The 26,874-nt window shown below is 57.7% G+C and carries 25 protein-coding genes and 1 tRNA gene; 19 read left to right on the top strand and 7 right to left on the bottom strand.

The window, feature by feature from the left end:
* Positions 1 to 64 precede the first annotated feature (64 nt).
* A complete protein-coding gene (locus F6R97_RS23225) occupies positions 65 to 1,495 on the top strand; it encodes a DegQ family serine endoprotease (protein ID WP_315867149.1) in 1,431 nt (476 codons plus the stop codon).
* A gap of 88 nt (positions 1,496 to 1,583) precedes the next feature.
* Here the strand turns inward: F6R97_RS23225 and F6R97_RS23230 are convergent, their stop codons facing one another.
* Positions 1,584 to 3,017 carry a M48 family metalloprotease gene (locus tag F6R97_RS23230; protein WP_048394060.1) on the bottom strand — a complete coding sequence of 478 codons (1,434 nt, stop codon included), beginning with the start codon at positions 3,015 to 3,017 and terminating at the stop codon, positions 1,584 to 1,586.
* Positions 3,018 to 3,115: 98 nt separating this feature from the next.
* Here F6R97_RS23230 and F6R97_RS23235 point away from each other — a divergent pair, with 98 nt between their 5' ends.
* Complete coding sequence (locus tag F6R97_RS23235) at positions 3,116 to 3,355, top strand: sulfurtransferase TusA family protein (RefSeq protein WP_007898654.1); 240 nt, start codon at positions 3,116 to 3,118, stop codon at positions 3,353 to 3,355.
* 31 nt (positions 3,356 to 3,386) lie between these two features.
* Positions 3,387 to 4,457: an AI-2E family transporter gene (locus F6R97_RS23240; RefSeq protein ID WP_038979334.1), complete on the top strand. Its 1,071-nt coding sequence runs from the start codon at positions 3,387 to 3,389 to the stop codon at positions 4,455 to 4,457.
* Between the two features lie 97 nt (positions 4,458 to 4,554).
* On the opposite strand, the gene F6R97_RS23245 is transcribed toward F6R97_RS23240, so the two are convergent.
* Together F6R97_RS23245 and F6R97_RS23250 are read right to left on the bottom strand one after the other, a co-directional pair.
* Positions 4,555 to 5,028, bottom strand: a complete 474-nt coding sequence (locus tag F6R97_RS23245) for a peroxiredoxin (RefSeq protein ID WP_095051510.1) — start codon at positions 5,026 to 5,028, stop codon at positions 4,555 to 4,557.
* Between the two features lie 10 nt (positions 5,029 to 5,038).
* Positions 5,039 to 5,599: a glycine cleavage system protein R gene (locus F6R97_RS23250; RefSeq protein WP_007898662.1), complete on the bottom strand. Its 561-nt coding sequence runs from the start codon at positions 5,597 to 5,599 to the stop codon at positions 5,039 to 5,041.
* 325 nt (positions 5,600 to 5,924) lie between these two features.
* Between F6R97_RS23250 and dapA the strand changes: the two genes are divergently transcribed.
* From dapA to F6R97_RS23290, 8 genes are all read left to right on the top strand, one after another.
* Positions 5,925 to 6,803, top strand: coding sequence for a 4-hydroxy-tetrahydrodipicolinate synthase (gene dapA / locus F6R97_RS23255; RefSeq protein WP_048394063.1), 879 nt, complete (start codon positions 5,925 to 5,927; stop codon positions 6,801 to 6,803).
* 17 nt (positions 6,804 to 6,820) lie between these two features.
* Positions 6,821 to 7,936 (top strand): outer membrane protein assembly factor BamC, encoded by a 1,116-nt coding sequence (gene bamC / locus F6R97_RS23260; RefSeq protein WP_038979337.1) that lies wholly within the window; start codon positions 6,821 to 6,823, stop codon positions 7,934 to 7,936.
* A gap of 4 nt (positions 7,937 to 7,940) precedes the next feature.
* The gene (locus F6R97_RS23265; RefSeq protein WP_038979338.1) at positions 7,941 to 8,699 is read left to right on the top strand and encodes an MBL fold metallo-hydrolase; all 759 of its coding nucleotides are present in this window, start codon (positions 7,941 to 7,943) and stop codon (positions 8,697 to 8,699) included.
* 28 nt (positions 8,700 to 8,727) lie between these two features.
* A complete protein-coding gene (purC, locus tag F6R97_RS23270) occupies positions 8,728 to 9,441 on the top strand; it encodes a phosphoribosylaminoimidazolesuccinocarboxamide synthase (protein WP_007898671.1) in 714 nt (237 codons plus the stop codon).
* A gap of 83 nt (positions 9,442 to 9,524) precedes the next feature.
* A tRNA-Ser gene (locus F6R97_RS23275) sits at positions 9,525 to 9,614 on the top strand.
* Positions 9,615 to 9,954: 340 nt separating this feature from the next.
* Positions 9,955 to 10,146: a YegP family protein gene (locus F6R97_RS23280; RefSeq protein WP_008074435.1), complete on the top strand. Its 192-nt coding sequence runs from the start codon at positions 9,955 to 9,957 to the stop codon at positions 10,144 to 10,146.
* Positions 10,147 to 10,296: 150 nt separating this feature from the next.
* The gene (locus F6R97_RS23285; protein ID WP_038979339.1) at positions 10,297 to 11,223 is read left to right on the top strand and encodes a LysR substrate-binding domain-containing protein; all 927 of its coding nucleotides are present in this window, start codon (positions 10,297 to 10,299) and stop codon (positions 11,221 to 11,223) included.
* Positions 11,224 to 11,280: 57 nt separating this feature from the next.
* Positions 11,281 to 11,646, top strand: a complete 366-nt coding sequence (locus F6R97_RS23290; RefSeq protein WP_038979340.1) for a 5-carboxymethyl-2-hydroxymuconate Delta-isomerase — start codon at positions 11,281 to 11,283, stop codon at positions 11,644 to 11,646.
* A gap of 17 nt (positions 11,647 to 11,663) precedes the next feature.
* On the opposite strand, the gene F6R97_RS23295 is transcribed toward F6R97_RS23290, so the two are convergent.
* Both F6R97_RS23295 and F6R97_RS23300 read right to left on the bottom strand, forming a co-directional pair.
* On the bottom strand, positions 11,664 to 12,578 hold the full coding sequence (locus tag F6R97_RS23295) for a LysR family transcriptional regulator (RefSeq protein ID WP_038979341.1): 915 nt from the start codon (positions 12,576 to 12,578) through the stop codon (positions 11,664 to 11,666).
* 346 nt (positions 12,579 to 12,924) lie between these two features.
* Positions 12,925 to 13,860: a LysR family transcriptional regulator gene (locus F6R97_RS23300; RefSeq protein WP_038980224.1), complete on the bottom strand. Its 936-nt coding sequence runs from the start codon at positions 13,858 to 13,860 to the stop codon at positions 12,925 to 12,927.
* Between the two features lie 171 nt (positions 13,861 to 14,031).
* On the opposite strand from F6R97_RS23300, the gene F6R97_RS23305 reads away from it, so the two are divergent.
* The 6 genes from F6R97_RS23305 to F6R97_RS23330 are packed head-to-tail and all read left to right on the top strand — an operon-like array spanning position 14,032 to position 20,943.
* Complete coding sequence (locus tag F6R97_RS23305) at positions 14,032 to 14,649, top strand: thermostable hemolysin (protein WP_038979342.1); 618 nt, start codon at positions 14,032 to 14,034, stop codon at positions 14,647 to 14,649.
* Positions 14,646 to 16,214, top strand: coding sequence for an AMP-binding protein (locus tag F6R97_RS23310; RefSeq protein ID WP_038979343.1), 1,569 nt, complete (start codon positions 14,646 to 14,648; stop codon positions 16,212 to 16,214). Before F6R97_RS23305 ends, F6R97_RS23310 begins: the two co-directional genes overlap by 4 nt.
* On the top strand, positions 16,189 to 17,070 hold the full coding sequence (locus F6R97_RS23315) for a TauD/TfdA family dioxygenase (protein WP_038979344.1): 882 nt from the start codon (positions 16,189 to 16,191) through the stop codon (positions 17,068 to 17,070). The genes F6R97_RS23310 and F6R97_RS23315 overlap by 26 nt, the downstream gene beginning before the upstream one ends.
* 9 nt (positions 17,071 to 17,079) lie before the next feature.
* The gene (locus F6R97_RS23320; RefSeq protein WP_038980225.1) at positions 17,080 to 18,207 is read left to right on the top strand and encodes an aminotransferase class III-fold pyridoxal phosphate-dependent enzyme; all 1,128 of its coding nucleotides are present in this window, start codon (positions 17,080 to 17,082) and stop codon (positions 18,205 to 18,207) included.
* A complete protein-coding gene (locus tag F6R97_RS23325) occupies positions 18,185 to 19,525 on the top strand; it encodes an aspartate aminotransferase family protein (protein ID WP_038979345.1) in 1,341 nt (446 codons plus the stop codon). Before F6R97_RS23320 ends, F6R97_RS23325 begins: the two co-directional genes overlap by 23 nt.
* 2 nt (positions 19,526 to 19,527) lie before the next feature.
* Positions 19,528 to 20,943, top strand: a complete 1,416-nt coding sequence (locus F6R97_RS23330; protein WP_038979346.1) for an amidase — start codon at positions 19,528 to 19,530, stop codon at positions 20,941 to 20,943.
* A gap of 6 nt (positions 20,944 to 20,949) precedes the next feature.
* On the opposite strand, the gene F6R97_RS23335 is transcribed toward F6R97_RS23330, so the two are convergent.
* Positions 20,950 to 21,861 carry a DMT family transporter gene (locus F6R97_RS23335; RefSeq protein ID WP_038979347.1) on the bottom strand — a complete coding sequence of 304 codons (912 nt, stop codon included), beginning with the start codon at positions 21,859 to 21,861 and terminating at the stop codon, positions 20,950 to 20,952.
* Between the two features lie 130 nt (positions 21,862 to 21,991).
* Positions 21,992 to 23,179 (bottom strand): cyanate transporter, encoded by a 1,188-nt coding sequence (locus tag F6R97_RS23340; protein ID WP_315867150.1) that lies wholly within the window; start codon positions 23,177 to 23,179, stop codon positions 21,992 to 21,994.
* A 478-nt stretch (positions 23,180 to 23,657) separates the two neighbouring features.
* Here F6R97_RS23340 and F6R97_RS23345 point away from each other — a divergent pair, with 478 nt between their 5' ends.
* Positions 23,658 to 25,040: a glutamine synthetase family protein gene (locus tag F6R97_RS23345; protein ID WP_038979349.1), complete on the top strand. Its 1,383-nt coding sequence runs from the start codon at positions 23,658 to 23,660 to the stop codon at positions 25,038 to 25,040.
* A 166-nt stretch (positions 25,041 to 25,206) separates the two neighbouring features.
* Positions 25,207 to 26,856: a phosphoethanolamine--lipid A transferase gene (locus F6R97_RS23350; RefSeq protein WP_315867151.1), complete on the top strand. Its 1,650-nt coding sequence runs from the start codon at positions 25,207 to 25,209 to the stop codon at positions 26,854 to 26,856.
* Positions 26,857 to 26,874 lie beyond the last annotated feature (18 nt).

Genomic DNA, 26,874 nt, shown 5'->3' on the forward strand with positions numbered 1-26,874 from the left:
GCGTATCGTTTCCGGTGTTCCTTGCTCCATATCGCTTAACCATGCTCGTCGTAACGGGAGCCGTATGTCGATACCACGCTTGAAGTCTTATCTCTCCATTTTTGCCACCGTGCTGGTGCTCGGTCAGGCGGTCGCTGCACAAGCGGTCGAGTTGCCTGACTTCACGCAGTTGGTCGAGCAAGCCTCACCCGCGGTGGTGAATATCAGTACCACCCAGAAGCTGCCGGACCGCCGGATATCCAACGAGCAAATGCCTGACCTTGAAGGCTTGCCGCCGATGTTGCGCGAGTTCTTTGAGCGGGGCATGCCGCAGCAGCCACGTTCCCCACGCGGCGATCGTCAGCGTGAAGCGCAATCCCTAGGCTCGGGTTTTATCATCTCGCCCGACGGCTACATCCTGACCAACAACCATGTGATTGCCGATGCCGACGAGATTCTCGTGCGCCTCGCCGATCGCAGTGAGTTAAAGGCCAAGCTGATCGGCACCGATCCGCGCTCTGACGTCGCTTTGCTGAAAATCGAAGGCAAGGACCTGCCGGTTCTGAAGCTTGGCAAGTCGCAGGACCTGAAAGCAGGTCAGTGGGTCGTGGCCATCGGTTCGCCGTTCGGCTTTGATCACACGGTGACCCAAGGTATCGTCAGCGCCATCGGCCGTAGCCTGCCGAACGAAAACTATGTGCCGTTCATCCAGACCGACGTGCCGATCAACCCGGGCAACTCCGGTGGTCCGCTGTTCAACCTGGCCGGTGAAGTGGTCGGCATCAACTCACAGATCTATACCCGCTCCGGCGGCTTCATGGGTGTGTCGTTCGCAATCCCTATCGATGTGGCGATGGACGTTTCCAATCAGCTGAAAAGCGGCGGTAAAGTCAGTCGTGGCTGGTTGGGCGTAGTGATCCAGGAAGTGAACAAGGATCTGGCCGAGTCGTTCGGTCTCGAGAAGCCGGCCGGCGCGCTGGTGGCTCAGATCCAGGATGACGGTCCGGCTGCCAAGGGTGGCCTGCAAGTGGGCGACGTGATCCTCAGCATGAACGGTCAACCGATCGTCATGTCCGCCGATCTGCCGCACCTGGTGGGCGCACTGAAGGCTGGCTCGAAAGCTGATCTTGAAGTGATCCGCGAAGGCAAGCGCAAGAACGTCGAGCTGACCGTCGGCGCTATCCCTGAAGAAGGCAAAGAGCTGGAAGCCCTGCCTAAATCCAGCGTTGAGCGCAGCAGCAATCGCCTGGGTGTTTCGGTGGCCGAGTTGACCGAAGAGCAGAAGAAAACCCTCGACCTCAAGGGTGGTGTGGTTATCAAGGAAGTCCAGGACGGTCCTGCTGCCCTGATTGGCTTGCAGCCGGGCGATGTGATCACTCACCTGAACAACCAGGCGATCGGCTCCTCCAAGGAGTTCACGGACATTGCCAAGGCACTGCCGAAGAATCGCTCGGTGTCGATGCGGGTTCTGCGTCAAGGTCGCGCCAGCTTCATCACCTTCAAACTGGCTGAATAAACCGGTTGTCGGCTGAATAAAAAACCGCCTCGAAAGAGGCGGTTTTTTTTGTACCTGGATTTTTGTTTCTGAGCTTTTTCTGAAGACGTCAGCCCATCATGTCCTTGACCATCCGTTCCTGCTCCATCAACTCACGTTGCCGTGCGTCGATCCGCGATGACAGCGGGAAGTTGCTGCCAGCCTTGCGCTTGGCGAAGTCCAGTTGCTGGATTGCCTGGCGATAGTCGCCGACCAGCGCAAAGTACTCCGCGCGAGCCTGATGCAGGCCGATGATGTTACCCGACAGGCCGCGAGTCTCGGCCACCATGTACCAGACGTCCGGATCATCAGGTCGGCTCTTGAGCAGGTTCTCCAGCGCTTTTTCCGCATCTGCCGCTCGATTCTGCTTGAGCAGCAGGTCGACACGCACCTGATTCAGCGGGTAGTTGCCGGGGTATTGAGTGAGCATCCGGTCGACCCGTGATTGAGCATCGGGCAGACGATTATTGGTGATGTCCAGATCGACCTGCGCCAGGTTGTAGATGATCTCGTTCGGCGATTTGGCCAGCAGCAGCTTGAGGTTCTCGCGAGCCTCATTCAACTGGCCGCCCTTGATCTGGGCGATTGCCAGGCCATAGCGCGCGACGTCATTTTTCGGGTTTTCATCGAGTTGGGCCCGAAAGCGTTTGGCGCCCAGGCCTGGGGTTTCTTCATAGATCAGCTGCACGCGTGCCCGAATCAGCTGGTAACGCATGCTGTCTTCGATACCGCCCGGTTTGGCCTGTTCGGCGCGGTTGCGAGTGTCGGCGATCCGCGATTCGGTCACCGGGTGAGTCAGCAGGAATTCTGGGGGCTTGGCGTCGAAGCGGTACTGGCGCATAAGTCGTTCGAACATGGTCGGCATCGAACGCGGATCGTAACCGGCCTTTTCCAGATTCATGATGCCGATACGGTCGGCTTCCTGTTCGTTCTGGCGCGAGAAACGTCGTTGTTCCTGAATCGCCGCCGCTTGAGTACCGGCAATGGCCGCGATCCCGGCATCGCCTGCACCGGCCGCGGCAATCACGATGCCGGCCAGCAGCGCAGCCATCATGGGCACTTGCATGCGTTGCGACGCTTCGACCCCGCGGGCGAAGTGACGCTGCGACAGGTGAGCCAGTTCGTGGGCCAGTACCGAGGCATATTCGCCCTCGGTCTGGGCATTGAGGAACAAGCCACCGTTGACACCGACGATCCCGCCCGGTGCGGCAAAAGCGTTGAGCTGCGGACTATTGATCAGGATGAACTCCAGGCGCCGGTCATTGACCTGGCTGGTTTCCACCAGCCGGTAGACGCTGGATTCGACGTAATCCTTGAGCTGCGGATCGTTGAGCTGTGACACCTGGCTGCGCAACAGCGCCAGCCACGCACGGCCCAGTTGGTGTTCCTGTTGCGGCGAGACGATGGCAGAACTGGCGTCACCAAGTGACGGCAAGTCGTCGGCGAAGCCCGGTGAGGCGAGCAGGCAAGCGAGCGTCAGCAGGGTAGGGCGCAAAAAAGTCATGCACAAAGCCTTAGTCGACAAAGACCTTACTGTAGCCGGACACTACGCTTGGGACCAGATATTCTAAGCTGCTTAACCCCCTGCCCCGGAGTGATTCGATGACTGACGCTGTAACCCACGACGCCGAGCTGGACGCCAGCGGTCTGAATTGCCCGTTGCCGTTGCTCAAAGCCAAACTGGAACTCAACCGACTAGCCAGCGGTGCGGTACTCAAGGTGATTGCTACCGATGCGGGTTCCCAGCGCGACTTTCGCACCTTTGCCCGATTGGCCGGTCATACCCTGCTTCGTGAAGAAGATGAAGCGGGCGTTTACCGCTATTGGTTGAAAAAAGCCTGAAACCTGCTGCGTTCGTTTCTAAGGATTATTGATGTTCAAGGTGTTACGCGACTGGATTCAGCGCTATTTCTCGGACGAAGAGGCTGTGGTGCTGGCGGTGCTGCTGTTTCTGGCATTTACCGCGGTGCTCACCCTGGGTGGAATGCTCGCGCCGGTACTGGCCGGTATGGTGCTGGCGTATCTGATGCAGGGGCTGGTGGTGACCCTTGAGCGCCTGCGTGTGCCGGGTGGTGTGGCGGTGGGGTTGGTTTTCGCGTTATTCATGGGGTTGTTGTTGGTCTTTATCATCGTCGTGGTGCCACTGCTCTGGCACCAACTGATCACGTTGTTCAACGAATTGCCCGGCATGCTCGCCAAGTGGCAGTCGCTGCTGTTGCTGCTGCCCGAGCGCTATCCGCACCTGGTGTCGGATGAGCAAGTGTTGCAGGCGATCGAAGTGGCGCGGGGCGAGATCGGCAAGTTCGGCCAGTGGGCGCTGACATTCTCGCTGTCGAGTCTGCCGCTGCTGGTGAACATCATGATTTACCTGGTGCTGGTGCCGATCCTGGTGTTCTTCTTTCTCAAGGATCGGGACATGATCGGCCAGTGGGTACGCGGTTATCTGCCGCGCGAGCGGGCGCTGATCACCCGGGTCGCCCAGGAAATGAACCGGCAGATCGCCAATTACATTCGCGGTAAAGTCATCGAAATCTTCATTTGCGGTGGCGTGACCTACATCGCCTTCGTGGCGCTGGGGCTCAACTATTCGGCGCTGCTGGCGTTGCTGGTGGGTGTATCGGTGGTGGTGCCTTACGTCGGGGCTGTGGTGGTGACCGTGCCGGTGCTGCTGATTGCGCTGTTCCAGTGGGGCTGGAGCGATCAGTTCATCTATTTGATGGCGGTCTACGGGATCATCCAGACACTGGACGGCAACGTGCTGGTGCCGCTGCTGTTTTCGGAAGCGGTCAACCTGCACCCGGTGGCGATCATTTGCGCGGTGCTGTTGTTTGGCGGGTTGTGGGGCTTTTGGGGTGTGTTCTTTGCGATTCCCCTGGCGACGCTGTTCAAAGCTGTGCTGGATGCCTGGCCGCGCAAAGAGCCGATGGTGGCGCCGCTGCTTTAAATCGGTGGAGATGCAAAAAGATCGCAGCCTGCGGCAGCTCCTACAGGAGCACCTCGATCGGCGTAGGAGCTGCCGAAGGCTGCGATCTTTTTGGGTGTCAGGCCTTGTTCAGCGCCTGAGCAGCAGCCAAAACCGCATCCACATGCCCCGGCACCTTCACGCCGCGCCATTCCTGACGCAGTACGCCGTTCTTGTCGATCAGGAATGTGCTGCGATCAACGCCCATATATTCCTTGCCGTAGAGCTTTTTCAGCTTGATCACGTCGAACAGCTGGCACAGCGCTTCTTCCTTGTCACTGATCAGTTCGAAGGTGAACGCCTGCTTGGCCTTGAAGTTCTCATGGGATTTCAGGCTGTCGCGAGACACGCCGAAAACTTCGGTATTGGCGGCTTTAAAGGCTTCAAGCTGATCACGAAAACCCTGACCCTGGGTGGTGCAGCCCGGCGTGCTGTCCTTCGGATAGAAGTAAATCACCACTTGCTTGCCTTTGAGGCCCGCGAGGCTGACGGATTGCCCGCTGGTGGCGGGTGCTTCGAAGTCGGCAACCGGTTGGTCGATGGCTACGGCCATGAAAGCTTCCTTACATTGGGTTTTGTGGGCGCCACGGTTCAATCAGTGCGTCCAGGTTCATGGCGTCGGCGAAATCCAGGAACTGGTCACGCAACCAGCTGATCTGGGTGCCGGCCGGCAGGGTCACGGTGAACGTGGCGTTAAGCATGGTGCCGCCGGTCTGTGGGGCCTGATAGGTGTCGCAGGTCAGGTTCTCCAGCTCGACGTTGTGATCCATGAAGAACTGGCACAGTTCGTTGATGATGTCCGGGCGGTAGGCCGAGCTGACATAGGCAACGTACGGCAGGGCCTGGGGACGGTTCTCCAGGGCAGCGCTGCGGACCACGTTAACGGTGAAGGCGTGCCGTTTGGCCAGCACTGGCAGGCTGCCTTCGAGACGCGCCAGGGCGTCCCAGCTGCCCGAGATTTCAAGGATCAACGCACTGCATTCGCCATGGCGCGTCAGGCGAGAGGTGACCACGGCGCAGCGGTTTTCATGGCTGGCGCGGCACAGGACGTTAGTCAGCTCCATGGGGTTGGCGCCGAGGGCACTGATGACAAGGAATTGTTCGCGAACTGTGGGGGTGGACATGCAGCATTCCTAAAGCGATGAGCGGTCGATACTTTTATGCGCTTTTTTACCGGGACGAGCCAGCGGATGCGAATTCAGAAAACCCGGCCGAAGGTTGCAACGTGCTCCAGTATGGCAAGAGCGAGGGGTGGCAACGCTGGATCGGGGCTTGTGATGCCGAAAATGGAGGCTGGAACGCGGCGTACGAGCTTATCAGTACCGATCAAAGTCTGAAGGGTAGCGAAAAGCAGCGCCAAGGGGAATGGCAGCAGCGCAGTACTTCGCTTGTACAAGCATCTTGGCGCCAGTACCATTACCGCTCTCTTTTTCCGGCAGGAGCGGTTGCATGATTGCGGGCAGTATGGTGGCACTGGTCACACCCATGGATGCACAGGGTCGTCTCGACTGGGACAGCCTGAGCAAACTGGTGGACTTCCACCTGCAAGAGGGCACCAACGCCATCGTGGCGGTCGGCACTACAGGTGAGTCGGCCACGCTTGACGTGAACGAGCACATCGAAGTGATTCGTCGCGTGGTTGCCCAGGTTGCAGGGCGTATTCCGGTGATCGCCGGTACGGGCGCCAATTCGACGCGCGAAGCGATCGAACTGACGACCAACGCGAAGAACGCCGGCGCCGACGCGTGCCTGCTGGTAACCCCTTATTACAACAAACCGACGCAAGAAGGCCTGTACCAGCACTTCAAGGCAATCGCCGAAGCCGTCGACATCCCGCAGATTCTCTACAACGTGCCGGGTCGTACTGCATGCGACATGCTGGCCGAGACGGTGATCCGCCTGTCGACCGTGAAGAACATCATCGGTATCAAGGAAGCCACGGGTGACCTGCAGCGCGCCAAGGACATCCTGGCCGGCGTGAGCAGCGACTTCCTGGTTTATTCCGGTGACGACGCGACCGCGGTCGAGCTGATGCTGCTCGGCGGCAAGGGCAATATTTCGGTGACCGCCAATGTCGCACCGCGCGCCATGAGCGAGTTGTGTGCCGCGGCCATGGCCGGTGATGCCGTCAAAGCCCGGGCGATCCACGAAAAGCTGATGCCGCTCAATAAAACCCTGTTTATCGAATCCAACCCTATCCCCGTGAAATGGGCACTGCATGAAATGGGCTTGATGCCGGACGGTATCCGTCTGCCGCTCACCTGGCTCAGTGCTGCCTGTCACGAACCGCTGCGGCAGGCCATGCGCCAGTCCGGCGTCCTGGTTTAATTGAGGAAGTACTACGCATGAAGCGATTGGCCGGACTTTCCGCACTTGCCTTGATTATCTCCAGCACCAGTGGCTGCGGATGGATCTGGGGCCCGGAAGGTTACTTCCGTGACCGTGGTAGCGATTACCTGGAAGCGCAACAGACTGCACCGATGCAACTGCCACCAGAGGTCAGCACCGCCAAGCGTCTGGATCCGCTGTTGCCGATCCCGCGCAACGTGGCCGACGACACCGCCAAGGGCGAATACATCGTGCCTCGTCCACAGCCGCTGTCGGCATCGGCTGACGCCAGTGCCTACTCTCTGCAGAAGAGCGGCGACTCGCGTTCGATCCTGGCTCAGACCCCGCCGGCCGAAGTCTGGCCTGTGGCCGTGCAGTTCTTCCAGGACAACGGTTTCCGTCTGGACGAACAGCGCCCGCAAACCGGCGAATTCACCACCACCTGGCAGCATTCCGACGAACTGTCCGCAGCAATGGCCAAGCGCCTGAGCGCGGCCGGTGTCGATGCCAACAGCGAAACCCGCGTGCGGGTGCGTATCGAGCCGGGCGTGCAGCGCAACACCAGTGAAGTCTACGTGGTCAGCGCCGAGCGTCCTGCCGGCAGCACCGCCAACGTGGATTTCACCAATCGCTCGGTCAACACCGGCCTGGACGCAGCACTGGTCGACGACATGCTCGCGAGCATGAGCCGCACCTCGGAAAAGGGCGGTTCGGTCTCCATGCTGGCTTCGCGTGATTTCGATACGCCAAGTCGTGTCAGCCTGACCGAAGATGGCAGCGGCAACCCGGTGCTCAACGTCGGTTCCGATCTGGATCGTGCCTGGTCGAGTGTCGGTCGTGCGCTGGAACAGGGCGAATGGCGCGTTGAAGACATCAACCGCAGCCTGGGCCTGTACTACATCAACCTCGCCGAAAAAGCCGAGAAAAAGGACGAGAAGCCAGGTTTCTTCAGCGGCCTGTTCGGCAGTAAGCCAGACAAGGAAGAAGTTGAAGCCCGCGCCGAGCGTTATCAGGTTCGCCTGAGCAAGGTTGGCGAGAACGTCCAAGTCACCGTCGAGAAAAACATCAACACCGTGGCGCCAGCAGACGTGGCGCGTAAAGTGTTGAGCGTGATTCAGGACAACCTGGGCTGATCACATGCGTTTTGCCGTTCTCGGCAGCGGTAGCCAAGGGAACGGCACGCTGATAGCCAGCGACGACACGTATGTACTGGTGGATTGTGGTTTCTCCCTGCGAGAAACCGAAAAACGCCTGCTGCGACTGGGTGTGAACCCTTCGCAGTTGAGCGCGATACTTGTGACCCACGAACATGCCGACCACGTGCATGGCGTGGGTTTGCTGTCTCGGCGTTACAATCTGCCTGTCTACCTCAGTCGCGGGACTCTGCGCGGGATGCGCAAACCGATTGAACCCGCAGGCTTTCTGGCTGGCGGCGAGCAACTGCAAATCGGTAACCTGAGCATCGGCGTCATTGCCGTGGCCCATGATGCACAGGAGCCGACGCAGTATGTCTTCAGCGACGGTCAGCGGCGTTTCGGCCTGTTGACTGACCTGGGCTCGTATTGCAATACGGTGCTGGACGGCTACCGGGACCTCGATGCATTGATGATCGAGTCCAACCATTGCCGTGACATGCTGGCTCGCGGTCACTACCCGTACTTTCTCAAGCAGCGGGTGGGCGGTGAATTGGGACATTTGAACAACCATCAGGCGGCATTCCTGGTGGCCGAGTTGGGCTGGCAAGGCCTGCAACACCTGGTCCTGGCCCATCTGAGCAGCAAGAACAACCTGCCGCAGCTGGCCCGGCAATGTTTTGTCGACACCCTCGGGTGCGACCCGGACTGGCTGCAACTGGCCGATCAAGATTCAGGGCTCGACTGGCGACACATCGCCTAGCCCACCTACTTAGCAAGCGGAGCCCATCATGGAAAAACGTGAAGAACTCTACCGCGGCAAAGCCAAATCGGTTTACAAGACCGATGACGCTGACCGCTTGATCCTGCTGTTTCGCAACGACACTTCGGCGTTCGACGGCAAGCGCATCGAGCAGCTCGACCGCAAAGGCATGGTGAACAACAAGTTCAACGCCTTCATCATGCAGAAACTCGAAGCAGCCGGCGTGCCGACTCAATTCGACAAACTGCTGGGCGACAACGAATGCCTGGTGAAAAAACTCGACATGATCCCGGTCGAGTGCGTCGTGCGTAACTACGCCGCCGGCAGCCTGGTCAAGCGTCTGGGTGTCGAAGAAGGCATGAAGCTCAACCCTTACACCTTCGAACTGTTCCTGAAGGACGACGCCAAGGGCGACCCGTTCATCAACGAATCCCACGTCGTGGCATTCGGTTGGGGCACCGCCGAGCAACTGGTTCGCATGAAAGAACTGTCGCTCAAGGTCAACGAAGTACTGAGCAAACTGTTCGACGACGCCGGCCTGCTGCTGGTCGACTTCAAACTCGAATTCGGCGTTTTCTCCGACGGCTCCATCGTCCTGGGCGACGAGTTCAGCCCGGACGGCTGCCGTCTGTGGGACAAGGCCACCGGCAAGAAAATGGACAAGGACCGCTTCCGTCAGGGCCTCGGTGACGTCATCGAAGCTTACGAAGAAGTCGCCAATCGTCTGGGCGTACCGCTTTAATCGACGCAAGCATCTGATAGCACGGAAAAATTTCGCTTAGGGGGTTCGCTTCCGGCAAAAGTGTTGTTATGATGCGCGCCGTTGGAGAGATGCCAGAGTGGCCGAATGGGACGGATTCGAAATCCGTTGTACCTTCACCGGTACCTAGGGTTCGAATCCCTATCTCTCCGCCATTACATAGAAAAAGCCCCGTAGATGAAAATCTACGGGGCTTTTTCGTTTGCGCAGCTTTTTCCTTTGGACCATTTCGCGTTCGTCCGACGTTTGCCCCAAGTTTTTGGTGTCGGATAAATCAGACCAACAGCGTAAGAAAAATATGCATATTTACGGGAAAACTGACTCCACCGAGTCTCTTTAATTACCGCCTCCCGTATCTATTGGACGCCCCGCGAATCAAGGGTTTTTCTTCGAAATATCCCCTCACATTGAAAAACATTGCCTCAAAAATTCCTCATCTACTCTGGTTTCGCAGGTCACTGATCTGTCGTAATCAGCAGTCGCAAGGAGCGATCAATGTATTTTGAGATTTACAGGCAAACCCGTGGTATCGCACAAACTGGCAAGGGCCAATGGCGCTGGCGTTTGCGGGCGGGGAATCATGAAACGATTGCCAGTGGGGAGGCTTACGTCAACAAGTCTGATTGCGTGCATGCCATCAGTTTGATCAAAGGGACTCATGATCAGACCCCGGTCAAGGAGATATAGACTCCAGGCGGTGAAGCTGCTCAGTCAGAGCAGCTTCGTTTTTTCGGGCTCCCTGTTTTTATGGATCAGGTCATTTGCCAACCTGCATAGACGCCGATTACGACATCTCCCTAAACTGTCACCCAAGTCTTGGGGGCCGGGGTGCAAGGGATGAATCGCAACGAACTGCGCAAGGCCGACATCAACCTGATGGTGGTGTTCGAGACCTTGATGCTCGAACGCAACGTCACGCGGGTGGCGGAGAAGCTGTTCCTCGGTCAGCCGACCATCAGTGCGGCGCTGAACCGCTTGCGGACGATGTTCAATGATCCGCTGTTCATTCGGGTCGGCCATCGCATGGAACCCACGGCGCGAGCCGAGGAAATTATTCAGCACCTGTCACCGGCGCTGGATTCGCTGTCGGTGGCCCTGAGCCTGACTCACGATTTCGATCCGCTCAGCAGCACCATGACGTTTCGCATCGGGCTGTCGGACGATGTCGAGTTCGGCCTGTTACCACCGTTGCTGCGCGCCTTGCGTCAGGAAGCGCCGAAGGTGGTGTTCGTGGTTCAGCATGTCGACTACTGGCGCATTCCCGACTTGCTGGCGTCCGGTGATATCACCGTTGGTATTAGCCAGACCCGCGGCCTGCCAGCCAACGCCAAGCGCAAATTGCTGCGACACATCCAGCCCAGTATTTTGCGTGCAGACGCATCAGATACACCGCTGACCCTCGATGAATATTGCTCGCGGCCGCATGTGCTGGTGTCTCACACCGCCAATGTCAGTGGCTACGCCGATGAATGGCTGGCGGAGATCGGCCGTACTCGTCATGTGGTGCTCTCAGTGCCGCAATACAGCTCGTTGCCGGCCTTGCTCGCTGGCACCGATCTGATCGCCAGCCTGCCGGATTACACGGCCGAAGCGATGGCCGCGTCCGGCCAACTGTTCAAGGAGCCGTTTCCGTTCAAGACGCCGACTCTGGACCTGTCGATGGTCTGGCTCAGTCATGTCGACAGCGATCCGGCCGAACGCTGGCTGCGCTCGCGTCTGGAGGCGTTCATGAGTGAGCGGCCGATCCTTCCGCTGTCCCAGTGAGTAGGACGGCGCTGTGTTATATGTACGAACTTTCTACCAATCTACAGGAGCCCTGTCATGCCTCACCTGCACATGGAATACACCGCTAACTTGCCCGAACTGAATGCCGACGTGGCGTTGATGCGACTCAACAATGCGTTAATGGCTTCCGGTCAGTTTGCGGCCGAGTTCGATATCAAGAGCCGTGCAGTGAAGGTCGAAAGCTTCAAGGTGGGCACCGCATTGGGCGAGCGTGCTTTTGTGCATATCAAGCTGGCACTGTTGAGCGGGCGTTCGGCGGAGATCAAGAAGCAGTTGTCGCAAAGCCTGTTGGCGGTGTTGCAGGACTTGTGCGAATGGCCGGCCAACGTAGAAGTGCAGTTGTGTGCGGAAATTCTGGATATTGATCGTGAGTCCTACACCAAAACCGCTTTCGGCCATTGACAGGCGAGGTCTTGGGTTCAGAGCAAACCTTGTTCCCCACAGGCTTTGACCACTTGCTCGCGAAGCCAGGTATTGGCGCTGTCCTGATCGTTGGCTTCTCTCCATTGCATGTCGAGGGTAAATCCTGGCAAGCCATTCGGTGCTTCGCAATGACTGAACACGGCGTCATTGGCCAGCAGCGTTTGAATGCGCCGCGGTAGCGTCAGGATGAAGTCGGTGCCGGTGATCATCTTGAGGGCTGCCCTGTAGCTGTTGGATCGCGCGATAAGCTGCCGCTTGTGATCGACCCTGTGGGTGTCGAAGGTCCTGTGTGGAGGGAGCACGTGACGATGTTCAGCGATTGATCGCAAGCTTGGGCGCGATTCCAGCGGGGTTGCGCGTTTATCGAAGACGTAAACCAGCTCGTCTTCAACCAGCCTCCGGGATTTGAAGTCAGTGTGGCTGTGTTGAAAATCGTGACCGAAGCAGATCACCAGATCGAGACTGCCCTCGCGCAGTTCATCGACGGGTAGGGCGGTATCGAGTTTTTGCACATTGACGATCACTGGCAAGTTGGCGAAGTCGAAGTTCCTCAACAGCCGCGGCAGTACCAGCAGTTCGAAGTATTCCGACGCGCAAATGTTGAAGGTGACGGCTTTTAGAGTCGGATCAAAGGCTTGAGCTCCGGAATGGCAGAAGTTGATGCCTTCCAGAATCTTCAGCACATGCTCGTGCATGGTGGTGGCTTTGTAGGTTGGACGCATGCCTGATCGGGTGTTGATGAACAAATCATCTTTGAAGCCGGTGCGCAGCTTTTTCAGCGAATAGCTGACGGTGGACTGGCTGACCCCGAGGGTTTCGGAGACGGCAGTGACGCTGTTTTGTTCATACACGGCGACGAACACCATGAGGTCCTGCATATCGAGCTTTCTAAGTAAATTGCTGTTAAGCATCTGCCCCACCTGATGAACTCCCTGTTCTGTTTTGAGCACAACCTATCCATAAGAGGATAACGGAACGATAGTGCCAGGAGAATGGTTTGTAGGAAGCTTCATTGTCAGATGTGGGACACAACGTGTAGGTAACACGACCTACGCATTCAATCGCCGGCCATATCGCCCAGCGCGTTCTGGCCTGAAGGGGCTTTCCGGGATTTTCTGGATCAGCGCGGGCTGCTCGAAAGTGATCGGCATCGGGTTGCCAGACGCTGAATACCCCACCGGCCAAGCGCTGAAGTTACGTCCAGACACTTGGCTACGGTCGGCCCGGTAAAGTGAAGTTGTATGTTAATGAGTCTTATTACAGTAAGCCGTCTTGCGCGCACACGCTGACAACTTGTTCGCGAAACCAGTTGTTGGCGCTGTTTTGACCTGGTTTCTCGCTCCACAACATTTCCAGTGTGAAGTTCGGTAAACCTGTCGGAGGTTTGCAATGGCTGAATTTGGCGTCGTTACTGATCAGCATCTGGATACGCCGAGGCAGGGTGAGAATGAAATCGGTTCCGGGAATCATGTTCAGTGCAGCAACGTAACTATTGGCCCGTGCGATAATTTGGCGAGAGTAGTCCCATTTGCTGAGCCAGCCATCGACCATATTGGTATCTGAAGTCCATGGGGTCGGGAAAATATGCTGACGCGCGACAAAGGTGTCCAGGCTGAACTCGCCCTCTGGAGGCTCGAAGTTTTTATCGACGACGCAGACCAGATCGTCTTCCAGCAGTACTTGTGATTTCAGATTTTTAGCGCCGCGATGAAAGTTAGGGCCGAAACAAATTACCAAGTCGAAACGCCCATCCATAAGCTCATCATTAGGGATGTCTCTGTGAAACTTCTGAATATTTACAATAACTGGAAAGCGGCTTCCGATAAAGCGCTTCAATAAATTTGGAAGTATCAGAAGTTCAAAGTATTCGGGTGCGCAAATGTTAAAAGTGATCTCTTTTTGCGCAGGGTCGAATGAGGGTATTCCAGAATGGCATATGTTTATGGTTTTCAGGATTTTTAGTACATGTCTGTACATTGTGGCAGCTTTGTGTGTTGGCCACATGCCGCTACGGGTATTGATGAAGAGTTCGTCATCGAAGCTCGTGCGCAGCTTTTTCAGGCAATAGCTCACTGTGGACTGGCTGACGCAAAGGGTTTCGGAGACCTCAGTAACGCTTCTTTGTTCATATACCGCCACGAAAACCATAAGGTCCTGCATATCCAGTTTTCTTAGCAGATTACTGTTAAGCATAAAATCCATCTCGGTGAAAGTCCATGCGGGTCACTGTACGTCGTGTTTTGTGACAAGGTTGTTTATTTATATATTAGTGGAAGCAATTGGTTTTTTAAATAGTCTGTCGGACATTTCCTCATATCCTCGTTCCACTTTAGAGAAATCCCTGACCCGGGAAAGGAGGGCGAAGTGTTGGTACGAGTCACGGAAAGTCAAACGCCGTTATGGATGCAGGCGACTGAAGTTGTGAAAGAAAAATTTCGCAGCTCTTATAAGGCATCCGTAGAGCCGAGCCCGCAGTATTTTGCGGTCACCCAAGACAGTGAGGAGCGCATTCTTTCTTGCGCCGGGATAACTTTTGCGGATCACCGCACACTGTTCTCGGAGCAATACCTGTCGCAACCGATAGAAACGATTTTGTCCCAGCGTTTTGAAAAAATGATCGATCGATCAGTTATTGCCGAAATAGGCAGTTTGATTTCTCATCACCTGACGGCCGGAATGATCATGGTCAACATGATTCCGCTGTTGGCCTGGTGCATGGGGGCTCAATATTTGCTTTGCACCGTCACACCCCGGGTCCGGGAAATGATGGAGAGCTGTCAGATCGATTTCGAACCGCTGCTCACGGCGGACCCTCAGCGCCTGGCCGATGATGGTGGCAAGAACTGGGGAACTTATTACTCGAAATTACCGATCACCGGTTTTATCCGAGTGGACCCGAAACGTTCGCGATTTGCAGCCATGACGCTCGGTACGCTGTTCACCCAACTGCCGACCGATTTACCGGCGAGGGCGCAACCATGAGCGGCCGTTTCATTGCGGATTTACGGCTTGCGTTGCAGGTCAATCGTCAGAAGGTCTGCGCTATCGATTGTGCTCCGACCGGCCTGGAGCACGCCGCTGTCATGACTTATGGCGAGTTGGAATCCCGGGCGCTGAATCTGGCGGCAGAACTGCAGCGGCGTTTCGACACGGCGGCTCATGGCGACCACGTCGTGCTGGGGATTGCGACGCGTAACAGCAGTGACTGGCTGATTGCCGATCTGGCTTGTCTGTTTGCCGGAATTACCGCACTGCCTTTGCCGCTGGCGTTCAGTCAGTCCCAGGCCGAGCACCTTGCCGAGCGTTGTGACGGATTTTTGGTGGATGCCGCAGGAGAGCGCACGCTCGCTGAGCGCTGGATGCTCGATTTTCCCGACAGTCGTCTCCGGCGTATCAGTGAGCCGGCCCTGGAGCAGCCGTTGTTGCGAGAACCCGACGGCGATAGCGACTGGATCTGCAAAATCATTCATACCTCCGGGACTACCAGCCGGCCCAAGGGGGTGCGCCTGAGCACCGCAGCTGTGGGGGCGGTGTTGACTTCCCTGCGCCAGTGGATGCCGGTCGATGCCCATCGCAGCTACCTGTCACTGGTGCCGTTGAGTCTGCTGCTGGAGCAAGTGACTGCCGCGTATTTGCCATTGCTGGCCGGTGGGATCGTGCATTTCCTGCCAGAAGACGAGGCGCTGCTGGGCGAGCCTGGGACATCACCGCAGCGTTTGATCGAGTGGATTCTGCGGGTCGAACCAACGGCATTGACGGTGCCACCGGTGATGCTCAATCGCTTTTACGAGCAATTGACCGAAGGCGGCGCGCAAGGCGAGCACTTGTCTCGTTACCTGCATTCGGGGGTGCATATCACCTGCGGCGGCGCGGCCGTCAGCATCGATATCCTGCATGCCCTCGCCGAGATGGGTATTGCTGTGTTCCAGGGGTACGGGCTCTCCGAGAACGCCTCGGTCGTCAGTATGAATACCTTGCAGCACCAACGTCTGGGTAGTGTGGGCAGGCCGTTGCCGCATGTTCAGGTGCGCATCGGCACCGACCAGACCATTGAGGTCAAGAGCAGCTCGTTGTTCAGTGGTTACTCAGGCAAGGACCCGAGCGCCTGTTCGATGTCCGACGACGGCTGGATGGACACCGGCGATTTGGGGGAGCTGGATGCCGATGGTTATCTCTATGTTCGCGGTCGCAAGAAAAACGTGATCTGCCTGCCCAATGGCCGCAACGTCAGCCCGGAACAGGTCGAGCTGGAATACCGCGAATACCCCGGTGTGCGCGATGCCGCGGTGTTTTTCGATGAGGCCCATGGTCTGGTGGCGTTGTTGTGTGTTGAGTCGACACCGGATCGCGATGACCTGGCCAGCTGGTCAGCACGGCGCTTTTCCGACATCGAGCGCCCGAGCCGCCTGTGGTTGCTGACTAAAGACGATCCATTGCTCGAGCAACTCTATACCGTCACCGGCCGTCCAAAACGTGCCGACATCGCTACTGTTTTCGCCAATCTGCAAGGGAGTGCATCTGATGAACACACCGGCCTATCACTCTGAAAGTCCCGACGTATCCATTATCGAGCCACGCCATTTCGCCAGCCTGGGCAAGGCCGAGCTATACGAGTTGCTGGGGCACTACGGTGTCGTCCTGTTACGCAACTGCATTCACAATGCCGAGGATTTCAGCGCCTATGTGAAGCAGAACAGCTCGCGGCTGAGCCTCGACCCTGCGCGGGTCATGGTCGGCGGTGCAGCACAGTTGGTGGATGCAGGTCGTCAGGCGATTGGTCTGCATTGCGAGAATGGCAACTCTCCATTCTGGCCGGACATCACTTGGTTTTATTGCCAGGAAGCGCCGCGCAAGGGCTCGCAAACCACCTTGTGCGACGGTGAGAAAGTGCTGGCGAAACTGTCGCCCGCCTGCCGCACATTTTTCGAGAACAACCCGATTCGCTACAGCCGCACTGTTGCCGGCGACAAATGGCGTCGGCTGGTCTGCCACTATTCGCCGGCGCTCTCGGACCCGGCGGCGGTCGAGATCGAAGATCTGATGCAGATCGTCGGCGACGATTCGCAGACGCAAATCTCCTTCAACCCGGCCGATGATTCAATTCACTACGCCTTCAGTACCTCGGCGATTCTGGTCTCCGAATTCAGCCAGCGACCGGCGTTTGCCAACAGCATCCTCGGGCCGTCGTTCAACTATGAAGTGCCCGTGATCGATACAGCGTCCGGGCTGCCCATTCCCAGCGAATTCCTGCACGAAATCGCTGAGGTTTCCGCGCAATACACCTACCCCGTCGGCTGGCGTGACCATGACATGGTGATGATCGACAACCGTCGGGTGATGCACGGCCGTGAGGCCATCGTTGACGAACGTCGCCGTATCTTCAACGCCCTGAGCTACCGCTGAGACCTATTTATGAAGACCAATAACCAACAGATCATTTCTGGCCAGTACGAGACGTATATCGACGGCGATGGTCGCCAGATCGTCGATCTGGCCGGCGGGTTTGGCTTTCAGGTGCCTGAGGTGATCGAGGCGGTCAGCCTTCAGGCGCAGAATATGGGCCTGTCCAATCGGGTGCTGATGTCCGACCCACTGATCGCTTTGTGCCGCCGCTTGGCCGAGTTGCTACCGCAACCGCTGGTGAACTCTTATGTGTGCAGCTCCGGCGATGAAGCATTCGAAGGCGCCTTGAAACTGTGCAAAGGCCTCAAGCCCAAGGGCAACACCATTGTCGTTGTCCAGGGCGGCGACTATGGCTCGCTGAGTTATGGACGTTGCCTCAGCGCACCGCAAAACTATCTGGAAATGCAGCGTTTCCTGGGCTTCGAACTGGTGGCGATCCGTCATGTCCGTGAGCTGGACAAGGTGGACTGGAACGATTGCTTCGCTGTTTGCCACACCAGCACCGTGATGGGTGAAGACGGTCGCTTGCGCCTGATAGAGCAGGTGCTACTCGATCACTTGTATGCCGCGGCGGCCAAGGTGTCGGCGCCGGTCATCGCGGTCGATGTGCAAAGTTGTCTGGGGAGCCTGGGCACGCTGTTCGGTTTCCAGCGTTATCGCAACACTCCGGACATTGTGGTGTTGGGCGGACCACTGGGCGGCAGTGCGATTCCTATCGGCACCTATACCTGCAGCGAACAGATGGCCTATCAAGTCTACGGTCGCAGCAGCCCGGCGAAACATGGCAGCACCACGGCCGGCAATCCGATGGCCTGTGTGGCCGCCATGGCGGCACTGGATTACGTGCAGGCACACGACTTGCCCAGGCAGTGCCTCGATAACGGCCAGATTCTGGCGCAAGCGCTCGCCTCATTCGGTGCTGTCGCCTGCGGTGCCTGGGTCAGCCTGCAGCTGCCAGCCGACCTCAAACCCGCCGAATTGTGCGAGGAGCTTTATCAGCGTGGCGTCTATGTCAGTGCACCCCGTGGCCGCGAGTTGATTCTGCGTTGCCCGATCACCGCACGAGCCGAACACATCCAGCGCGCATCCCGGATCCTCAAGGAGACTTTAAGCCATGTCCTTAACCCTATCGCATGAACAACTGCTGGATGATTGCCAGCGGCATTGGAGTGCCTCGGCGGCAAAGCTCTATCGCCTGGGTAAAACCAGCGTCGAAAAGGAGGCCGATGGCATCTATGTCACCGACCATGCCGGCAAGCGCTTTATCGACTGCGCATGCAGCTATGGGGTGTTCATCGTCGGCCATCGCAATCCGATGGTGCGTGAGCAAGTGCAGACCCAGTTGAACCAGATGGCTTGGGTTCCAGAGGGGCGGGTGCACCCGCTGCAAGGCGCACTGTCCGAGCGCCTTCGGAATCTGGTGCCGGGTGATTGGGGGGATGTGCAGTTCATGGTCTCGGGTGCCGAAGCCATCGAACAGAGCATGCGTTATGTGCTCAAGGTGCAGCAGCACCGGCGCGGAATCGTGGTAATGAACGATTCCTACCACGGCAAGACGCTGGCGGCGATGAGCATTCTGGGGCAGAAACAACACCATCGCAGCTACGGCACCGAGGCCTCGGAAGTGACTTATGTGCCGTACGGTGATTTCGCTGCCTTGCAGAGAGCGGTTGGCGAGGGTGTGCGTGCGGTGTATGTCGAGCCGATTCTGGGGGGCGCCCACTTACAGGTTCCGCCCGTAGGTTATATGGCGAATATCCGCGCCCTGTGCGATGCCACCGAAACCTTGTTGGTGGCCGACGAAATCCAGACCGGTTTCGGTCGCTGTGGCAAGTGGTTCGCCGTGCAGTACGACGACATCGTGCCGGACATCATGATCCTCTCCAAAGGCCTGACGGGCGGCTACACCTCGTTTGCCTGTGCGATGTACAGCCAGCGACTGGCCACGCAATACCCGCTGAGCGAAATCGAGCCGGACCAGCGAACCAATGGCGGGCATCCGGTGGCGTGTGCCTCGGCGCTGGCCGCTATCGATTACATCGAGCAGCACAATCTGGTCGAGCAATCACGGATCAATGGCGGTTTGCTGCGCCATGGCCTGCAACGGCTGGCTCAGCGTTATCCGCAGATTGTCGAGGGGGTGCCCGGTGTCGGTCTGATGACCGGCTTGCGCTTGCGTGGTTCGGTCTACGAAGCGCTGATGAGCATGGAGTTGGGCAAGCGTGGAGTGCATGCCGGGCATTCCATGAATGAAAAGGCCGAGCACCCGGTTTTGCGGTTTTACCCGCCGCTGAACATCACGCCCGAAGCGCTTCGGCATGTCCTGACGATGACCGAGGAAGCCCTCGAGGCGATTGCCCGGCGTCCGAAGCTGGCGGTCAAGGCGTTTTCTCTGGTGGTCAGAAACATGTACCACATCCCCAACAAACTACTGCGCAACAAAGGGAAGCCCTGAGTATGTTCAATCCCGATACTTTGACCTTGCGCGAAATGGCCGGTCTGTTGCGCCGCGGTGTGCTGACCAGCGTCGACTTGCTGGAGTTCTACCTGCAGCGTATTGCTGAACGCAATCCGCAGATCAATGCCCTGATTCAACTGGAGTCTGTCGACGAACTGCGTCGACAGGCCCGGGAGGCCGATGAAATGGCCCGCATTGGACAGATTCGTGGCCCTTTACACGGGATCCCCATGACCATCAAGGACGTCTGCCATGTGCGTGGCTTCCGGATGTCGCGAGGCCTGGAAGAATTGCTTGGCGAAGCCAGTCAGGAGGATGCCACGGTCGTTGCCCGGCTTCGCCAGGCGGGAGCGATCATCCTTGGGATCACCAATGTTCCCGAGCTGTGCATGGCGTTTGAAACCGACAACCTGCTGTATGGCCGCACGCTAAATCCTTATGACGGGCAGCGCTCCGCCGGTGGCAGCAGTGGCGGTGAAGCGGCGGCCATCGCGGCCGGTTGCTCGCCGGCCGGGCTGGCCTCGGATGCTTGCGGCAGTGTACGGATTCCGGCGCATTTCAACGGTATCTGCGGCATGAAACTGACCCAGGGGCGTGTGCCGTTGACCGGCCAGTTTCCCAATGATCGCTCCGGGCTGTTTCATCTGACGTCGGCGTTTGGCGTGATGGGGCGTTATGTCGATGATCTGGCGTTACTCGGGCAACTGATCAGCGGCGCTGACGGTCACGACCCGGACACCGTCGATGTGCCGTTCGCCGACAGCCAGCCGCTGGCCCAATTGCGTGTCGCACTGTCTTGGGAGTCCACCAGAACCCGGGTGAGCCCGGCGGTGAAGCAAGTCCTGCAACGGGTCGAGAGTTGCCTGAGCAGTGTGGTGGCGCAAGTGACACCGACGGCTCCGCAGATGCTCGACGAGGCCTGCGATGTGCTATGGCGGGTTTTCATCACGGGCGCGGATGCCGGGCGTGGCTGGAAGCGTCTGTTCCAGTCCATGGACAAACAGACCTATACGCCTGCCACCACAGAGTTGATTCGCTTGAGCGAAGAGGTCGAATTGAGCGTGGATGAAATGAAGCGCGACTGGATTCAGATCGATACGTTTCGCTATCACCTGGCGAAGTTCTTCAATCAGCACGATCTGTTCATTTGTCCGGTATTCCCCGACGTGGCGTTCGCTCATGGCGAATCTTTGCAGGATCGTGAGCGCTATGCCTTTGTGTTTCCGTTCAGCCTCTCCGGTTCACCGGCGGTGGTCATTCGCGCCGGGCATGATCCGGTCAGCGGGATGCCGATCGGCATTCAGATAGTGGGTCCGCATTGGCAGGAAGAACGGCTGCTGGCCGTGGCCAATTTCCTTGAACGCGAACTGGAGCGCTGGAGCCCGGTGGCACCATTGACCACAGTCGCTCTTTAACGGATCTCAAGCCGTAACGGTTTTGGCGTTGCGGCTGGTGATCACCAGGGCCAGCATACCGACACCCACCAGTACCGCACCGGTGACTTCTATCAGCGCCGGTTGCTCTCTGAGCCACACCCAGTGAAACAATGTGACAAACAGCGTGTTCAGGTAGACGTAGGAAATCACCGTTGATGGTGAAATCACCCCGATTGCCCGATGCAGCAGCCAGAATGTCGCGAGGGTGCCAAACAGCGCCAGGTACACCAGCCAGAACATATCGCTCGCCGACAACTGCGCGCCGCTGCGCCAACCGCCGTTAAACAGACAGAACACAAACAGAAACAGTGAGCCGAAGAGCATGTTCCAGAAGGTCATCGCCACCGGGTCACGTCCCTTTAAAGTCTTGGCCTTGAATCGCTGGCTCAAAGGCGAATAAAGCGCCATCGCCAGGCAGCCGACGCCGAAGACCAGTACCGGGTACAGCGCCGGCAACTCGCCTGGAGCCGCCCCTTTGAGGATCAGCAGCAGGGCACCGATCGCTGCAATCGACATCGGCAACAAGCGGGTTTTCAGGCTCGGGCTCGGCAGCAGGAATACTTCAAAGAACAAAGTCATCAGCGGCACCAGGGTATACAGCGTTGCGGTATTGACCGCCGTCGTATAACGCAGCGCTTCAAACAACGAACCAAAATACGTCGCCAGCAGCAGCCCAAGAACCGCATGGGCCAGCAAGCCTTTGGCCGAGATCGGTGAAGTGTTTTTCAATAACAGCAGCGGCAAGAATATCAAGGCTGAAAACAACAAGCGCAGCCCGGTCAACAGGATCGGGTCTATCGATTGACCAACCTCTGCCGCCGCAAAGAACGAGGAGGCGATCAGCATCGCCCAGATCAACATCCCCCAGTGAGCTTCTGCAAAACCGACTTGTTTCATGCGTTCCTTCCCCTGGGTTTGATCGGTAAACCGGACATGGTAGGAGCCAGGCTTGCCGGCGAAGGCGTCCTTCAGAGCGCCTTCGCCGGCAAGTCGGATCGCCGCACCGCTGGCTCCTACGACAAACAGACTATTGGATATGCTGCGCGTACTGCTTGGGATTGAAGCGCAGCACCATCACGATCATCACTGCCATAACTGCCGTGAGTGACCACCAAGCCCATTCGAAGCTACCCAATTGGTCACGAATCATCCCGGCAATCAGCGGTGAGAGTCCCGCGATCAGGTAACCGATGCCTTGTACAAAGGCCGTCAGGCCGCCGGCACGGCGCGGGTTATACAAGTGATCAAGGGACACGATCAGGCTCATCGGGAACAGACCGCCAATACCCAGACCCAGCAGGCACGGCCATAGCAGGCTAAAGCGTTCCGGACTGAGGATCAGGCCGCAGAAGCCGGCCATGATCAAGGCCAGCAGAACGACCAGCACCACACGTTTGTCCTGGCTGCGGTTGGCAATCGCGGGTGTGATCAACCCGGACACGACTTCCATGGCTGTCAGAAATCCCAGCAATAAACCTGCATTTTGTTCGCTCCAGCCCTTTTCCACGTAATACGGAGCAAGCCAAGCCAGCACACAGGTGTAGGAGGCCGTGCCCAAGCCGAAGAAAATTGCCAGCAACCAGGCCCGTGAGTTACCGACGAAGGACTCCTGGCGCCCCATCGGCGCCGCCGGCAATGGCGCGATTGCCGAGCGCTGGGCAAACCAGAAGGCCAGGGCCACCAGCGTCAGGAGAGCCCAGATTGCCAGGCCCATCCGCCAACTACCGGTCTGCGCCAGGACAAAAGGCGAGAACGATGCCGCAATCGCCGCTCCGCCCATGATCGAGGTGACATACAAACCCATGAACAGCGAAACGTTGTCGCTGAAGCGTGACTTGATCAGCGCCGGCATCACCGCTTGAATAAGGGCGATCCCCAGTCCGGCCAATACCGCGCTGAGGATCAGCTCAAGCGTGCTGTCCAGGTACAACCGGGAGACCGTGGCCACACCGATGATCAGCAACGACACGATGATGGTGCGATGTTCGCCGACGCGTTGCGCGATGCGCATTCCCAGGAACATCGCCAGGCCCATCGCCATGACGGGCAGCATGGTCAGCAGCGAGGCGGTACTGAAACTTAATGGAACATCTGCGCGAATGGCCGACAACAACGGTCCGACAGCGGCCATCGAAGGCCTCAGGTTCAGTGCCACCAATACCACGCTGACCATCAGCCATCCGGCATAGGAGCTTGAAGTGCGAACGTTTTCCATAAGGGAACCCCAAATATACAAGGCTTCGATTAGGCAGCTCCAAGCCTGTCGGGGCAAACTGAAAAGTCACTGGCACTATCGAGAAATTAGGTTTAGTGACTTGGGGGGATTGTTTAGCCAGTCTGCAACCAAGGTTCATCAAGTCTGGATTTAACGGCTTATCTGCCCGTGTGACGCTGCTTTGATCTGTTTACTGCGGTTTTTTCCATGGACGCTTGGCTAATCGGAATCAAACACGAGAGGACGCCTGGGGCCACTTCAAGCTTTCATCCATGTCGTCTATATAGACCTGCCTGCGCATTGAGTTTGTCTGCACTCCCTTCTGAACTGACCTTCTGGGCACTGTGGCACTGCCGCCACGCCCGCCCGCCGGATTCCTGCATGTCCCGTTGATTGTTCTGACAGGTCCCGCGCTGTGCGTCGGGATCAAACCGGCGGCGCCTGTGCGTTTGCCTGACGCGGATAGACGAGAATTCCCATGAGCTGTGCCACGACATCCTTCGCCACGAAAGAAGAAGCCCTGTCCTTCCTGGAACACAATCCGGATATCGAGATGTTCGAGCTGTTCATCCTCGACAACAACGGTGTGCCACGGGGCAAGCTGCTGCATCGCGATGAACTGCTGGCGGTGTACGAGAGCGGGCGGCCGCTGCCGAGTACCATTCTGGGACTGACCATCAATGGCGATGACGTGGAAAATTCCGGGCTGGTCTGGGACGTCGGTGATATCGATTGTCGGGCCTACCCGATCAGCGGCAGTTTGCAGCGTATGCCGTGGCGATTGATTCCCACGGCGGCGGTGCAGGTCAGCATGCATCCAAAAGAAGGCATGCCCGCGACCATCGCCGATCCACGGCACTTGCTGGCCAAGGTCATCGAAGGCTTGCAGGCTGACGGTTATTACCCGGTGATGGCGGCGGAACTGGAGTTCTATTTGCTGGATCAGCAGCGCGACGGCAACGGTCGGCCGCAGCCGGCGCGGGATGTCGATGGCGGGCGGCCACGCACCACGCAGGTTTACGGCTTGCGGGAGCTGGAGCAAATCGAACCGTTTCTGGCAGACCTCTACAGCGCCTGCAAGCTGCAGGGCATTCCGGCGCGCACGGCGATTTCCGAATATGCGCCGGGGCAGGTGGAAATCACCCTCGAACACCGCACCGATGCTTTGCAGGCGATGGACGAAGCGGTGCGCTACAAACGGCTGGTCAAGGGCGTGGCCCACAAGCATGGGATGGCGGCCTGTTTCATGGCCAAGCCTTTCGATGATCTGGCCGGCACCGGCATGCACATGCACGTCAGCCTGGCGGACAAGGACGGCAATAACCTGTTCGCCAGCGAAGCCCCGGACGGCACGCCGCTGCTTAAACAAGCGGTCGGTGGCATGCTCAGTACGCTGCTCGATTCATTGCTGCTGTTCTGTCCGAACGCCAACTCGTACCGTCGTTTCCAGACCAACAGCTACGCACCACTGGCGGCCACCTGGGGCGTGGACAACCGCACCGTGAGTTTGCGAGTGCCGGGCGGGCCGGCATTCTCCCGGCATATCGAGCACCGCATCTGCGGTGCCGACGCCAACCCGTACCTGGCGGCTGCGGCGATCCTGGCCGGGATTCATCGCGGCATTCGTGAGCAGCTTGACCCGGGCGCTCCGGTGGAGGGTAACGGGTACGCCCAGGCCACTGAATTGTTGCCGACCGACTGGTTGACCACGTTGCGAGCGCTGGAGGCATCGAACTGGGCGCGGGAGGCTTTCGGTAGTGAGTTTCTTGGCGTGTATCTGGCGGTAAAACGTGCCGAATACCGGCAGTTCATGGGCGAAGTTGGTGAGCAGGACTGGCGCTGGTATTTGCATCAGGCTTGAAACGAGTTTCCACTGTTGAAAGTTTGGGCCTAATGCCATGAGCCAACTAATCGTTGGCTTATTTTTCACGAAAAATTGATGGTTGGCTGCTTAAGATTTGTGTTGTCGCGGTAAATGAATTTTTCACATTTGTCGCGGACACTTCTTTCAGGAACAGCCAATCATCATGTTGAAGTTCAAAGCGGTGCGCCCCGAGTGGGTGACGGTGATTGCCAGCGTCTTTTTATTGGCAGGGTTCAATTCAGTTCTCTGGCAACACCTCTTCGATATCACCGCGGCAGACGGTCCAGGCATCACCATGCGTGTCGCGTTCGGGGTGATGATCCTGGCGGTCTTCAACATTGTGCTGACGTTGCTGGCATTCCGGCCTGTGATGAAACCCGTGTTGACGCTGATCTTTTTGGTCAGTGCCGGCGTGGCCTATTTCATGAGCCAATACGGTGTGTTGATCGACGCCGGTATGTTTCGTAACTTCGCAGAAACCAATGCCACGGAAGTACGTGACTTACTGTCCGTGAAGTTGTTTGTTTATATTATATTTCTCGGAATTTTACCGTCGTGGTTGTTGTGGAATACGCCGGTTAATTACCGTCGTTGGCACCGTGAGTTGTTAAGTAAAGTGCTGGTGAGTGTCGCATCGGTGGCGGTGATCGGCGGTGTCGCCCTGGTCAACTATCAAGGCTTGTCGTCGTTGTTTCGCAACCACCATGAATTGCGCCTGATGGTGGTGCCAAGCAACTACATCGGTGCCTCGCTCGGCTATCTGCGCGAGCAAGTGGTTTCTGCCCGGCAGCCCTTTATCAAACTCGGTGAAGATGCCGAGAAAAACCCGATCTGGCAGACCCACGGCCGTAAATCCCTGACGGTACTGGTGGTGGGCGAAAGTGCCCGGGCCGAGAACTTCGGCATCCTGGGTTATGACCGCGACACCACCCCCCAACTGGATAAGGAAGCCGGCCTGATTGCCTTCACCGATGTGCATTCTTGCGGCACGGAAACGGCGGTGTCGGTGCCCTGCATGTTCTCCAACATGGGTCGCAAGGATTACAACGCCAGCAAGGCAAAGAACGAGGAAGGACTGCTGGACGTGCTCAAACACGCCGGTCTCGAGGTGATCTGGCGGGATAACCAGTCAGGCTGCAAAGGTACTTGCGATCGAGTCACTGTCGACGACGTGAGTAACCTGAAAGACCCGGTGTTGTGTGCCAATAGCGAGTGCCGCGATGAAATTCTCCTGCAAGGTTTGCAGCACTTCATCGACACGCTGGATAAAGACACCGTGCTGGTACTGCACCAAATGGGCAGTCACGGGCCGGAATATTTCAAGCGCTACCCGAAAGAGTACGAACACTTCACCCCGGTGTGTGAAAGCAATGCGCTGAACAATTGCAGCCGTGAAAGTATCGTCAATGGCTACGACAACACGTTGGTGTACACCGACCATGTGCTGTCGACCCTGATCGATCTGTTGCGCAGTAATCAGGACAAAGTCGATACCGCCATGCTCTATCTGTCGGACCACGGCGAATCGCTGGGCGAATACAACCTGTTCCTTCATGGCACGCCTTACATGCTGGCGCCGGAACAACAGAAGCATGTCGCGATGCTGGCGTGGTTCTCCGACAGCTATCAAAAATCGTTCTCTGTGGACACCCATTGCCTGCAACTGAGTCGCGAAAAGCCCTTGAGCCAGGACAACCTGTTCCATTCCATGCTTGGCCTGCTGGAGGTCAACAGCAAGGTCTACGACCCGGGGCTGGACATGTTTGCCGGATGCCGCGGCGCGGTGATTGACGGTGTGCTGGCCAAAGAATGAGCTCGTCGACCTTTTTTT

Source organism: Pseudomonas sp. JV414 (assembly GCF_032424305.1).
Classification (GTDB): Bacteria; Pseudomonadota; Gammaproteobacteria; order Pseudomonadales; family Pseudomonadaceae; genus Aquipseudomonas; species Aquipseudomonas lini.